Raw genomic sequence first — 13,591 nt, 5'->3', positions numbered from 1 at the left:
AAAGTCGCCCTAACGCTATCTAGGGGCGACTTGCAAAAGTACATTGTTCAAGCAATTCACTGGATGCCTTCTTTACTCTATACCATAAGTATCTAAAGCCTCATTAACTAATTTGTTAATTTGTTCTGCTGCTTCTCGAATACAACGAAGATATTGGCGTTTTTTCTCTTCAGGTGTTTCATGACCGTAGGTTTCAAGCAATTCTGTAGATAACAAAATGGCAGTCAAAGGAGTACGCAAATCGTGAGCAACTGTGGCAAAAAATTGACTTTTTATTGCGCTAATTTCTTCTTGTGTCATTTGAGTTAATCTGCTCTCATTTTCAATTTTGGTCTTTATTACTATGAGCTATGCTTGTAATTCGCACAGTGATTGTAAATAGCTTCCAAAGATGACGACAGCGGTCAGGTAAGTTGATGCCAAACCTAGTACAAACGTGCCCGAATCCCGATAATTGCGTGATGTCAGTCACTAGACTTATGTAGGCTCTCCTGCAATTAGGGCGATCGCTTAAATGGCTGCTGGGCCAAAACCAGAGGGGATCTGGGTTATGGCTTGACACTCAGCCCTAGTTATGCCAAGACAGTGCAAAATATTGCTATGAGAAAATGCCAATTTGTTAGCCTGTGCGCTTTGTCGCTGGGCATCATCCTGTTCTGCACTCAGCTGGTTAACGCTCAAAGAGTCCTTCGTCCCCGCCAGCTGCCTACTTATACTTCGCAAACTGTGTTGTCGCAACTAGCACAGGCTAATGTTGTGTACCTGGGAGAAACGCACGATAACCCAGAAGACCATATAATTCAACTACAGATTATTGAGGAACTGCATCGTCAGAACCCTAACATTGCGATCGCAATGGAAATGTTTCAGCGACCCTTTCAGTTCGAGCTCGATCGCTATATCGGTAACGAATTGACGGAAGTGCGACTGCGAGAAAGAACGGACTACGAAAATCGTTGGGGCTTCCCGTGGGAATACTACGCTCCCATTCTGCGGTTTGCTAAAGCCAATCGGCTACCCGTATTAGCTTTGAATACACCGACTGAAATCACGCGCAAGGTTGCCCGTCGAGGCTTGGAAAGCTTGTCGCGGGAAGAACAGCAATATATTCCGCCTCTGTCAGAAATTCGCACGGATAATGCCGCCTATCGCGTATTAATGTTGCAAATTTACGAACAAATGCACCAAGGTAGCGGTAGCAGCAGCAGTTTTGAGCGATTTTTTCAAGCGCAGGTGTTGTGGGATGAAACGATGGCGGAAGTAATTGCCCAGTTTTTGCAGCGTAACCCAGATTTTCAGGTAGTAACTTTAGTCGGTCAGGGTCACGTAGTCTACGGATATGGAATTCCCAGTCGGGTAGCTAGACGCCTGGGTAGCGCTAACTTAGTTCAGCGTGTAGTGCTGCTAAATCCTCCCGACAGATCTCAATTCAAAGCAGACAAGTCGATCGCTGACTTTATTTGGAGAACTACGTTAGATTAATTGCAGATTTAAGATTTTAGATTGCAAATTTTAAATTTGAAATCTGAAATTTGCAATCTGAAATAATTATCGTTTTTCGCCAAGATATTCCACCAAAGGTTTAAAGATGGGCACGAGTTCGGCTCTACTAGATACTAAAGTTGGATAAGAGCGATCGCCATAGTTTTCCCCTTCTTGCAGCGGAAATACCGATCCTTCTTTCAGCGGCACCAAAACACCGCCTGCTGCCTGAACAATAGTCCAAACTGCCGCTAAATCCCACACTTTAGGTGTAGACTCCACGCCTCCCAACGCCGCACCAGTAGCAACACACAGGAAATTGTAGGTAGTCACCCCTAATATTCTAATTTTGCAGGGAAGCGGTTTTTGCAAAACAGCCGTACTCCTGGCACAAAGGTTGAAAAATTGATTTTGGCTGGGTGAGTCGCTACTGGTGTGAATAGGGCGCTTATTCATAAACGCACCATTTTCACCATCAGTAGACGATGCGCCATGCCAGTATCCGTGAAAAGATTGATTGATGTTGGGAAAATGTACGTAGCCAAATATAGGCGTTCCTTGATACAGCAATCCCAAAGAAATTCCCCAAATCGGAATTCCGCGAGTAAAGTTAGTTGTGCCGTCAATTGGATCGATTACCCAGCACCATTCCGCACCGGAAAAAACGTGTTCTCCCTCTTCGCTTAAAATATCGTGACTGGGAAAAGTATCCAATATCGCATTACGAATTTCCTCATCCGCCCACTTATCGGCTGATGTTACCAAACTGCCATCTGACTTGAGTGTCGGCTGCAATCGACCGAAATCTTCCAACAGTTTGGTGCCGATTCTGGCAGTATTTGTCTCGGCAAAATTTAAAAGTGTATCCCAAAAATTAGTCATATCTTTAGTTTGTGTAGTAGCCAACAATACCAATAGATTGTCTCAATCTAGCTCATTTTGCAAGACAGTTGCGATCGCTTCCCGTGCGTTGGTGCGGAATTCGGTCACATTCACTTTCCCCAAATACCAAACAGCCAACAGCATTACCAATCCTTGCAACAGAAACACCAATCCGTAGGCTACCACCAAGTCGGTAAATATTTTCTTGCCGATATCTAACACAGCACCTCCAGCAATTGTTGCCACGCCTTTTGCCAAAGCTTGTGCCAATCCCCAAGCACCAATAAATGTTCCTGCGGTTTCTGCGGCTGTGAGATCCAACATTAAAGTCAGAGCTCCTGTTGTTGCTACTCCGGAAACCAAACCGAAAAACAAAAGCGCCGTTTGTAGGAGTTTTGGATTCTGAGTAAATCCAGATAAAATCACCCAAATTAACGACACAGCGACTAACACGCACCCAAGTTTGGTAGTATTGCGCTTACCCAGACGCGGAGCCAGAAAGAAACCAGTTCCAAGCAGACCGAATAAAGTGCCAGTTCCCCAGAAAGCATTGAGCGTCGCCGTTTCGCCGACTTGCATTTTGAAGACATCACCGCCATAAGTTTCCAAGATGGCGTCTTGCATGAATAAGCCAAGCGTCATCATTACCAGAAAGGTAAAGAATAACTGAGTTTGTCGGCTGGCTGTTAAGATACGCCAAGCTCTACCCAAAGTAATTTTCGCTTCTTTGTTGACTAATGTCGATCGCATGGCATAGCGGCTATATTTTTTCTCAATGCCCCAGGTTCCCAACAAAGCCAAACCAAAGACGATCGCAGGTACAATTAGAAACAGGCGATTAATTGCTGCCTGTAACTCTTCTATCGGGGCATTTATAGTTATTTTTTTCAGCAATGCGCCAATAATAATTGCGCCGACAATCGTTCCCCCGATCAACATTGACCAGTCAATTCCCACCAGTTGAGAGCGATTATCTTCGTCGGAAACGTCCACCAGCAGGGTGGCAAAGGGTGTCGAACAAGCGCTGACTGCCAAACCGTAAAGGGCAAACAAAAAGGCTAGCAAGGCAGTCCAGGTATAGGTTTGATTCGTCCAGCCTTCCGCTTTCAAACTTGCGCCCACTTGCCACATCACTTGCACGGCGATAAATGCGACGATCGCCAGACTGGCTGCACCGATCCACACATATCCTGTGCGATGATAACCCCACAAAGGCTTGGTGTCTGACAGCTGCCCGAACCAAACTCGCGCTGGCGCTACAAATAAAGTCAAGGCTAAAATGACTGTGGCAAGGGTTGCGGGTACTCCCAATTCTCTAATCAGAACGCGATTGAGTACGCCAAACGTCAGAACTGACATCATACCCAGTCCGGTTTGGCATAAACCCAGTCTTAACATCGCAGGTAGATTGAGTCTGGGCAATTTTTGGGGATTGTCTTCTATTTTGATATCTGATAAATCACCGCTAGACATAGTTTTTCAAACAGACGATCGCTACAAAACTAACTTATATTTAATACGGTTTCCTTTCTAAAGATATAGCGGTTTTCAGTTACACGAACTAGATCCCAGAAACTCGGTTTCTCCAAAAAACCGGGTTTCTCTGTCTGCACTCACCCAGGTTGAGCCTTTCTTCGTAACGCTACACTCGATATATGTAAAGAAGTGTAAACTAAAATGGCAACACAAGTACAGACTATTACACTAGGCCGAAATGGTCCCAGCGTTACACCCTTGTGCATTGGCACTTGGGCTTGGGGTGACAAACTGTTTTGGAATTATGGCAAAAATTACGGAGAGGCGCAGCTAGGGGAAGCTTTTCAAGCTTCTATCGACGCTGGGGTTAACTTCTTTGACACCGCAGAAGTATACGGGATGGGACTTTCCGAAGAATTACTGGGCAAGTTCATGCAGCAAAGTGGGCAAAAAGTCGAAATAGCGACTAAATACGGCCCCTTACCCTGGCGATTTACCAAAGAGTCGGTTTCAGACGCGGTAACGGCAAGTTTGAAACGGCTGCAAGTCGATCGCGTTACACTCTACCAAGTACATTGGCCTTTTGCATTCTTGATGAGCCAAGATACCTTGATGAACGCCTTGGCAGATGAAGTGCAGCGTGGCAGAATCACGGCAGTAGGGGTCAGCAACTATTCAGCCGAACAGATGCGCGAAGCTCACCAAATCCTAGCATCGAGAGGTGTGCCTTTGGCCACGAATCAGGTGCGTTATTCGCTGCTATCGCGACAAGTTGAAAGTAAAGGTATCGTTGCTACCGCCAAACAGCTAGGTGTAACCATCCTCGCTTACAGTCCTTTAGCACAAGGTTTGCTAACTGGCAAGTACACACTCGAAAATTATCAAGAACCAACAGACGCCCGCAAATTCGATTCTCGCTTCAGTCGCAGCGGGTTGACAAAAATTGCGCCTGCGATCTCGCTACTGCGGGAGTTTGGGGAAAAGTACGATCGCACCCCCGCCCAAGTTGCGCTCAATTGGTTAATTGCACAAGGCGATGTGATTCCCATTCCGGGTGCAAAAACAGCGGAACAAGCGAGACAGAATGCGGGTGCTTTGGGTTGGCGACTGAGCGATGATGAAATTGCACAGCTCGAAAAGGCGAGTCGTCCCTGGTTAGCATAAATTTACGGAGGGTGCGTTAGCGCTAGCGTAACGCACCTCCTCAAAAAACTAGGTAAATTTATGAACATCTTCTCTAAATGGGGATTCACCCGCGAAGGTTGGCGCAATAACAGTCGAGGCGAATACTGGGTTTTACTTCAAGGTGCTTTAATCGTAGGCTTTATTCTTTTGCCAGTTTACCGCCCGACTTGGTTAAATTTTGCTTATTCTCAATGGTTGTATTTTAGTTGGGCGATCGCTGCTTTATTAGCGATAGCAGCATTAGTGTTATTTGTCAAGGGATTGCTAGATTTAGGACAGCAGCTAACACCATTGCCTTATCCAATCGAAAAAGGACAGTTAGTTCAATCTGGTGTTTACAGTCTGGTGCGACATCCAGTTTATAGCGGCGTCATTTCGATCGCACTCAGTTGGACAATATTTGAATTCAGTTTATCTCATTTAATCGCAACAGTTATTATCTTTGCTTTTTTTGACGCCAAAGCAAGGCGCGAAGAAACTTGGTTAACAGAAAAGTATCCTGATTATTCAGATTACAGGCAACGAGCTAAAAAACTGATTCCTTGGTTGTACTAAAAAGAGGCCAATTTGCCTTTCCCTCGTTGGAAAGAAGCTTCCAGGATAAGTTCTGGAGCCCTAAATTCGTGTTTTAGCCAAAAAAAGAAAAATTGTTCTCTGGTAGAACCAGAGAACATAGGCAAAAGGGAAGATTATCTTTACTTTTGCCTTTTTAGCTCTTACCTTTTAGTTCCCCAGTTCGACTTTGGATGATTCCGCAGTGCGAGAACGACGGATCAGTCTGGGTTTGCCACTTGCCGAAACGCTTTCTTCACCGATGTATTCTTCGGAAGTCTTAGCGCGTTTGTTCAACCTGGGTTTGGGAGTGCCAAACTCGATTTCTTCTTCGGCGTAATTTTCCGATCGCATCCAAGCGGGACGAGTTTGATCGTAAGCCATTTGCAGGGCGGCTGCTGCAATCGCGTGGGCGTCGTACTCTTCGCCGAGTTGGGCTACCAAAGGTAGGAAGGAAGCCATGCGTTCTCCAGACAAAGCTTCGCGCACTTGGGCTTGCAGTTTTTCCAGCTGACGCGCTTCAATTTGCGATCGGGTAGGAATCGATCGTACTATCAGACTTTGACGCACATGACGCTCAATTAAGCGCAGTTTGCGGCGATCCAAAGGTTCGATCAAAGAAATTGCGGTTCCTTCCCGTCCGGCGCGTCCGGTACGTCCGATGCGGTGGACGTAGCTTTCTACGCTATCCGGCAGGTCATAGTTGATGACGTGGGTGAGATGGTCTACATCTAAACCGCGTGCGGCAATATCCGTAGCAACTACCAAACGCACTTGCTTGTTGCGGAAGCGCAGCAATAACCGTTCCCGCGCTTGTTGATTCAAATCGCCGTGATATTCATCTACGCTGTGACCGGCTGCTTGCAATTGGTTGGTGAGTTCGGCGGCTGCACGGCGAGTCCGCACGAATATCAGAGCTGTTTCGGGGTCTTCCAGTTCCAAAATCGGCTGTAAGGCACGAGCTTTCGTCCAACCGCGAGGCACCATGTAAGCGACTTGATTGATTTGCTTGGGTGCTGCTTTGGGTTGTTCTACAGTAACTGTAACGGGCGATCGCAAGAACTTAGCTACCAATTCGCGAATTGCTGGTGGCATAGTTGCGGAGAAAAATGCGGTCTGCCGTTCTGATGGTACTTGTTTGAGGATTTTTTCTACATCGTCGATAAAGCCCATGCTCAGCATTTCATCGGCTTCATCTAATACCAACCAGCTGACTTGACCGAGTTTGAGGTCGCCTCTTTCCAACAAATCCAGCACCCGTCCCGGTGTTCCCACAACGATATGAACGCCTTGTTGGAGGCGACGAATTTGCCGATCGATCGATTGACCGCCGTATACTGGTAGAATCCACAATTTGCGATCGACTTTGAAGTCGCGAATTGCTTCCGAAACTTGCATTGCTAATTCGCGAGTCGGGGTCAGAATCAGAGCTTGTACTGCATTGCGCTCGATATCGATTCTTTCCAAAATTGGCAGAGAAAATGCTGCCGTTTTACCTGTTCCTGTTTGCGATTGACCTACTACATCCCTGCCTGCAAGCAATTGGGGAATTGCTTGTGCTTGAATTGTCGTCGGTGTTGTAAGTCCTAATTTTTCTAGATGTTCAACACGTGTTTCTGAAAGACCTAAGTTTTTGAAAGTTAAAGTCATTGAATGAGTCTGTGTTACTTGTACGTTGATATTTGCTAATTGCCAATTGGTGAAGAAGTAATTGGTGAAAAGGCGATCGTATTCCTATTCCCCATTTCCCATTCCCGATTAGCTAAGTGTTTGACCGTAGAGGTCATAGACATCTGCGTCTCGGATTGCTACTGGGACGATAGTGCCCAAGTGTGCATGACCTTTGACGTAGACCAATCCATCCACTTCCGGTGAAAACCTACCCGAACGTCCTACTAATTCCCCTGTCTCTGGGTTTTCCTGTTCGATTAGGACATCGACTACCTTCCCTACTTCTGCTTTATTTTTGTGCAGGGAGATCGGTTGCTGGACTTGCATCAAAATGTTGCGACGCTCATCCATCACAGATTGGGGTAATTGATTCGGCAAACTGTATGCAGCGGTTTCCTCCTCTGGAGAAAACGTAAACACTCCTACATGGTCAAACTCGTGGCGCTGGACGAACTGCACCAAATGCTCGAATTGTTCGTCTGTTTCTCCTGGGTAACCCACGATAAATGTGGTACGTAGGGTTGCCTCTGGCAAAGCCTCTTTTATTGTATCAATTATTTTATCGTTTACGCGACCTTGCCACGGACGGTTCATTGCCCGGAGTATTTCCGGATGGGAGTGCTGCAATGGCAGATCCAGGTATGGCAGAATGTTAGGCGTTTCTTGCATTGCCTGGATTACGGTGGGTGTCAGGCCCGTAGGATAGGCATAGTGCATCCTAATCCAAGGGATATCGACTTTACCGAGAGCCCGCAGCAGTTCGGCTAGCTTCGGTTCACCGTATATATCTATACCATAGTTTGTTGTGATTTGGGAAATCAAAATAATTTCCTTTACACCTTCGGCGGCTAGGTTTTCCGCTTCTTTAACTATGGATTCGATCGAGCGCGATCGCTGCTTGCCCCGCAGATGGGGAATGATGCAAAAAGCACAACGGTAATCGCAGCCTTCCGATACGCGCAGGTAAGCTACTGCTTCTGGGGTGGTGCGGTAGCGAGGCGTCGTTTCGTCTGCGATATAAGTCGGTTGTGCAGAAATCTGCTTAACTCGCTGACCGACTTCTACCTGTTTAATTACATCTACTATTTTGTGATAATCACCGGTTCCTACTACAGCCACTGCTTCCGGCAGCTCATCCAGTAATTTATCCTGGAAGTGTTGCGCCATGCAGCCAGTTATAACTATTTTCTTATTAGCTTCTGCTAGTTCTACCAGGGTACGCACGGATTCTTCTCGTGCTGCCTGGATAAAGCTGCAAGTGTTAACAATGACGTAATCGGCTAATTCTTCGTTGGTATCTACCTGGTATCCTGCTTCCACTAGCAGTCCCAGCATATGTTCCGTGTCTATGCGGTTTTTTTCACAACCCAGATGTGAGATGGCAATTGTTGGCTTTCGGCCTACTGTTTGAAATGGCATTAGCGAATTGAGAAGGGTCTGTCAGGTCGTTATCGGTCGCCTTGTGCTACCATTACAGTTTCCAGTCACTGCATGGCATTGCTTTGATGCGACCTTCAACGGCGCGATAGATTGCTTTCTTCAACACGCTACTGCAATGAACAAGCCAAGCAAGCGTATAGGCGTCGCGTACCTCAAAGGTGAGCTTACGCCTTAGAGCAATCGCACCGTGTCAGTAATTTGAATCATAACGCAAAATTAACAATCTCAACATATCTAAACAAATTTTTTTTTAGGGGTTAGGGGTTAGGGGTTAGGGGTTAGGGGTTAGGGGTTAGGGGTTAGGGCGTCGGGGAAGAGGGAAGAGGGAAGAGGGGAAATATTAATTCTTCTGCTCCCCCACTCCCCCACTCCCCCACTCCCCCACTCCCCCACTCCTCCAGTGCAATTGTGATGCCAGAGGGAAAGATATATTCCAGTCGGGCTTGGAGTGGGAAGGACATCAACCCTGTTAAGATCGGTAAAAGGAATCTACTCAGAGCGCAGGTTCCTTGAGTCGCCCTCCTGCACCGAATTTCTGCCATTTTGATTTGGTAGATAAATTTGGGTAAATAGTTGACGAAAGTACTCGAATGTGCTGGGAAGGGTAGACTGACTTTGCCGGTGAGTCGGAATAGTAAATCAGGTGGACTTAAAACAGATTTTCAAAACGCTACATCCTATTATTGGAGTCGTTCATTTATTGCCGCTACCCACATCGGCCCGCTGGGGGGGTAGCCTAAAAGCCGCGATCGATCGCGCCGAGCAAGAGGCAACGGCCTTAGCTTCTGGAGGCGTCGATGGCATTATGGTAGAGAACTTTTTCGATGCGCCGTTTACAAACGGGCAGGTAGACCCAGCGGTGGTGAGTGCGATGACGCTGATCGTCGATCGACTGATGAATTTGATAACGGTGCCGATCGGAATCAACGTTTTACGTAACGACGCTCGCAGTAGTATGGCGATCGCATCTTGTGTGAGAGCTCAGTTTATCCGCGTCAACGTACTGACCGGCGTGATGGCTACCGACCAAGGATTGATTGAAGGACAGGCACATCAATTGCTGCGCTATCGGCGTGAGTTAGGCAGCGATATCAAAATTTTGGCAGATGTATTGGTAAAGCACGCACGACCTCTCGGTTCTCCCAATCTTACGGTTGCGGTGCAAGATACGATCGAACGGGGTTTAGCCGATGCGGTAATTTTGTCAGGTTGGGCCACAGGTAGCCCTCCCAGTTTAGAAGATCTGGAACTGGCAAGAGCGGCAGCAAACGGAACGCCGGTGTTTATCGGTAGCGGTGCCAACTGGGAAAATATTTCTACTTTGATGCAGGCGGCTGATGGCGCGATCGTTTCCAGTTCGCTGAAGCGACACGGACGCCGGGATCAGCCGATCGATCCGATTCGCGTCAGCCAATTTGTGGAAGCAGCGCGAAGGAGTATATCGCTTAAATCTCAGCCGCAGCCTTCCACCTCGGTTAAACTGCATTCACAGAAATAACTCACATCGGCTGGCTTGGGGCAGCATGAGTCAGAATGGAATTGCGATTTTTGGCAAACTAACAGCCAGATGCAGATGAGATAGCAAAAGTTGATAATTTTATGACTCGCCGACGTTCAACCCCTTGGATTCATCGCTGGTCTCGTATCCTGATTGCAGCGATCGCCGTTTTAGGTATCTTAGACACAACCTATTTAACTTTGGTTGAGTGGGGAGTAATCAAAGAAGCTTTGTGCCCCACATCTGGTGCAATTAACTGCGAAGCTGTCCTGCGAAGCGAGTATGCCAAAGTTTTTGGCATTCCCCTATCCGTGTTTGGTTTCCTAGCCTACGCTGGGATGGGCGCTCTGGCAATAGCGCCCCTGCCGCTCAATCCACAAGAACAGAAAGGTCTGCGCTCTCAGGTAGAAAAATGGACATGGCTGGGGCTATTTGCGGGTGGAACCGCTATGCTGTTTTTCAGCGGCTATCTCTTTTATTTAATGGCTTTTGAGATTAAGGCTTTTTGTCTGTACTGTCTGGCCTCAACGATATTCTCAATTGCTCTATTTGTAATTATCCTCTTAGGCCACACTTGGGAAGACTTAGGCCAACTGTTTTTTATCGGCATTGTCGTGGGGATGATAGCACTAATTAGTACGCTAGGCGTTTATGCCAGTGCCAAGGCACCTGCTGGAAGTGGGGATGTTACCGCCGATGGTGGCGCACAAGTTGGTTTTCCAATTAAAAACTCTTCTGGCCCAGCAGAAATCGCTTTAGCGCGTTACCTCAAAGAAGCAGGGGTAAAAGAATATGGCGCTTACTGGTGTCCTCACTGCCACGAACAAAAAGAATTGTTTGGCAAGGAAGCTGCGGCTGAATTAGATTATGTTGAGTGCGACCCCAAAGGCAAAAACCCTCGGCCACAGCTGTGCCAATCGGCTGGTATTAAAGGTTATCCAACTTGGGAAATTAAGGGTCAGTTCTATGAGGGAGTACAAGATTTGAATAAACTTGCCGACCTAACCGGCTATAAAGGGCCGCGTAACTTCAAAAACTTGCTTCCAGGACGCTAAATAGACAAAAGCAGCAGTTTTTCTAGGTTTTGAGACTCCTACGGCTGATCGCTGTGGGAGTTATTTTTTAGGCTGGGGGTAATCCAAGGTTGTTACGTATGATACGTAACCGAACCGTATTGAGGTGTATCCAGCTTTTCCTTATTTATCGCAACCGCTAAGGCGTAACGAACGTTCTTAATTTCACCAAAGCTTTGATTGTAGCGTCTTCTTCTCCTAGCCCTGACGCCATAGCTATAAGTTACCGCGAAAATTTCACGTACCTAAACTACGTCAGTTGCTTCATCGCAACTTAACAAGTTCACCGAAAAACACGCATCAATATAAAGATTCAGTAAAGGCACTTATAAGCGATAGCCAGATTTTCTGAGTGTTAGTTATTATTACCGAAGATTTACTTAATCAAGCTTGCTACTACTTACGTAATTTCCAAAAGAATACTTAGTAGCAAACTAACCTAGATGACAAAATGTTTACGCCTAACATCACAAAAGTAACAATTCCAGTCGAGATCTTTCTTCAGTAGAACTATGAAACGCCCGGTTATTGCTATTGGATTGGACGCAGCAGACCCAGTGACGATCGAATACTGGATGTCTCAGGGGCATCTCAAAAATCTGCGTCGCTTGCGGGAACAGGGAGCATATACTCATTTAGATACTTTCGATTACTACAGGGCAGAAACTCCCTGGACAACGTTTCTCACCGGTTGTTCGCCGGAGAAAACAGGGTATTGGGCACCGGTGAAACTTCGCGAAGGCAGCTATGATGTCGAAGAAGTTAACGCCTACGATTTTGGCGAGTTCCGACCATTCTATGCCTTGGGGGAAAAGTACCGGGTAGCTGTCTTCGATATGCCTCAGTCTACCCTTGCTCAGGAAGCGAAAGGTATACAGGTTTTAGCTTGGGGAGCGCACTCTCCTCTAACTCCCAGTCATTCTCAACCGCCCGAACTCTTAGACGAGCTGATTGGTAAGTACGGCGAACATCCTACCCTCAACAAAGATAATGCCAACACGCTGGATGTAGAAGCTCTTATCCGTCTCAAGAAAGATATGGAAGTCGGTATTAAAAGGCGTGCTGAGATTTGTCAGGATTTGCTGCAACGGGAGGACTGGGATTTATTTTTGACTATTTTTGGGGAAACTCATTCGGCGGGACATTATCTGTGGCATTTGAGTCCGACGACGGATCATCCTCTCTATGAATCTGTGGGATCTCAGTACAAAGGTGACGCTCTACTGGAAATATTTGAAGCTATAGATAATGCGATCGGCGATATTGTCAGCAAGGCACCAAAAAACGCTAATGTGGTAGTTTTTGCCGCTCACGGCATGGGTGCCAATGTTATGGATCTGCCTAGCATGGTATTTTTGCCGGAACTGATGTATCGCTACAGTTTTCCAGGAAAATTTGGGCTGGCGCGAGGTAAAGCGGGAACAAATCCGGGAGCGCCAATTATTAGCAAACGTGCCCAGAAGTGCTGGCTGAGAACGCTTTGGAATTTAAAATATGACTCGCCGTGGAAAATGTTTTTGAGAGCGAATTTGCCTCTGAAAGTATTTAACCGCTTGGAGTCATTTTTCGGTCTTCGCCAACAACCGGATTTAGTTTCGCCTTTCGAGTTGATCGAGCAGTCGGAACCGCAATATTTTCAACCGGCGCTTTGGTACAGACCTTTCTGGTCGGAAATGAAAGCTTTTGCGCTACCCAGCTATTCGGAAGGGTATGTCCGGATCAATTTACAGGGACGCGAACCGAATGGAATAGTAACACCATCTGAATATAATGCTGTTTGCGATGAAATCTGCGAGGTACTTTATCGTCTCAAAGATGGTCGCAGCGGTCAGCCGATGGTGCAAAAAATTATGCGGACTCGGCAAAGTGCTAGCGATTGCGACCCCAAACTGCCTGATGCTGACTTGGTAGTGATTTGGCAAGATGACTGCACCACTGATGTGGTAGATAGTGCCGATTTCGGACGGATTGGGCCTGTGCCTTTTCATCGTACCGGCAGTCATCGGGCTAGGGGATTTTTGCTGGCTCAGGGGCCTGATATTGCTGCTGGTTCCGAGCTGTCGATCGGTCACGCTCTGGATTTGGCTCCCACTATTTTAGATTTGATGGGTGCCAGTATTCCTCAACATTTTGAGGGCAAGCCGATGCTGCGGAGAGCGGTTACTGCATCGGTAGCATAAATTTGGCTGGAGTAGTGTAACTCGAACTTCTTGAATTTTGCTCTGCCTGTAATCTGGATACGAGTTCGCGATCGCATCCGCTCAAACACAATCAAAAGTGTGCCTGCGATCGCATCTCATTCCATAGACCGATGTAAGCTTAGCGCAAACAC

The 13,591-nt window shown here is 46.9% G+C and carries 11 protein-coding genes; 6 read left to right on the top strand and 5 right to left on the bottom strand.

Annotated features, from left to right (window positions below; all coding sequences use genetic code 11):
- Positions 1-72 precede the first annotated feature (72 nt).
- Positions 73-300 (bottom strand): sensor histidine kinase, encoded by a 228-nt coding sequence (locus tag ACE1CD_RS32315; protein ID WP_374827368.1) that lies wholly within the window; start codon positions 298-300, stop codon positions 73-75.
- Between the two features lie 300 nt (positions 301-600).
- Between ACE1CD_RS32315 and ACE1CD_RS32310 the strand changes: the two genes are divergently transcribed.
- The gene (locus ACE1CD_RS32310) at positions 601-1,482 is read left to right on the top strand and encodes a ChaN family lipoprotein (protein ID WP_374827367.1); all 882 of its coding nucleotides are present in this window, start codon (positions 601-603) and stop codon (positions 1,480-1,482) included.
- 66 nt (positions 1,483-1,548) lie between these two features.
- Here ACE1CD_RS32310 and ACE1CD_RS32305 read toward each other — a convergent pair whose 3' ends face one another.
- Both ACE1CD_RS32305 and ACE1CD_RS32300 read right to left on the bottom strand, forming a co-directional pair.
- On the bottom strand, positions 1,549-2,364 hold the full coding sequence (locus tag ACE1CD_RS32305; RefSeq protein WP_374827366.1) for an inositol monophosphatase family protein: 816 nt from the start codon (positions 2,362-2,364) through the stop codon (positions 1,549-1,551).
- Between the two features lie 42 nt (positions 2,365-2,406).
- The gene (locus tag ACE1CD_RS32300; RefSeq protein ID WP_374792447.1) at positions 2,407-3,837 is read right to left on the bottom strand and encodes a BCD family MFS transporter; all 1,431 of its coding nucleotides are present in this window, start codon (positions 3,835-3,837) and stop codon (positions 2,407-2,409) included.
- A gap of 204 nt (positions 3,838-4,041) precedes the next feature.
- On the opposite strand from ACE1CD_RS32300, the gene ACE1CD_RS32295 reads away from it, so the two are divergent.
- Both ACE1CD_RS32295 and ACE1CD_RS32290 read left to right on the top strand, forming a co-directional pair.
- Entirely contained in the window at positions 4,042-5,004 is a 963-nt protein-coding gene (locus ACE1CD_RS32295; RefSeq protein ID WP_374792445.1) for an aldo/keto reductase, read from the top strand.
- Positions 5,005-5,064: 60 nt separating this feature from the next.
- Positions 5,065-5,580 carry a methyltransferase family protein gene (locus tag ACE1CD_RS32290; protein WP_374792443.1) on the top strand — a complete coding sequence of 172 codons (516 nt, stop codon included), beginning with the start codon at positions 5,065-5,067 and terminating at the stop codon, positions 5,578-5,580.
- 168 nt (positions 5,581-5,748) lie between these two features.
- Here the strand turns inward: ACE1CD_RS32290 and ACE1CD_RS32285 are convergent, their stop codons facing one another.
- A complete protein-coding gene (locus ACE1CD_RS32285) occupies positions 5,749-7,227 on the bottom strand; it encodes a DEAD/DEAH box helicase (protein ID WP_374792441.1) in 1,479 nt (492 codons plus the stop codon).
- Between the two features lie 108 nt (positions 7,228-7,335).
- Positions 7,336-8,667: a 30S ribosomal protein S12 methylthiotransferase RimO gene (rimO, locus tag ACE1CD_RS32280; RefSeq protein WP_374827365.1), complete on the bottom strand. Its 1,332-nt coding sequence runs from the start codon at positions 8,665-8,667 to the stop codon at positions 7,336-7,338.
- Between the two features lie 664 nt (positions 8,668-9,331).
- Here rimO and btpA point away from each other — a divergent pair.
- The 3 genes from btpA to ACE1CD_RS32265 all read left to right on the top strand — a co-directional run bounded on the left by btpA (position 9,332) and on the right by ACE1CD_RS32265 (position 13,439).
- A complete protein-coding gene (btpA, locus tag ACE1CD_RS32275) occupies positions 9,332-10,186 on the top strand; it encodes a photosystem I biogenesis protein BtpA (protein ID WP_190468475.1) in 855 nt (284 codons plus the stop codon).
- A gap of 101 nt (positions 10,187-10,287) precedes the next feature.
- Positions 10,288-11,241, top strand: a complete 954-nt coding sequence (locus ACE1CD_RS32270; protein ID WP_374792436.1) for a vitamin K epoxide reductase family protein — start codon at positions 10,288-10,290, stop codon at positions 11,239-11,241.
- 530 nt (positions 11,242-11,771) lie between these two features.
- On the top strand, positions 11,772-13,439 hold the full coding sequence (locus ACE1CD_RS32265; RefSeq protein WP_374792434.1) for an alkaline phosphatase family protein: 1,668 nt from the start codon (positions 11,772-11,774) through the stop codon (positions 13,437-13,439).
- Positions 13,440-13,591 lie beyond the last annotated feature (152 nt).

Source organism: Aerosakkonema sp. BLCC-F183 (assembly GCF_041929145.1).
Taxonomy (GTDB): domain Bacteria; phylum Cyanobacteriota; class Cyanobacteriia; order Cyanobacteriales; family Aerosakkonemataceae; genus Aerosakkonema.
Note: the sequence above shows the minus strand (reverse complement) of the source record. Positions and strands in the feature narration are given on the sequence as shown.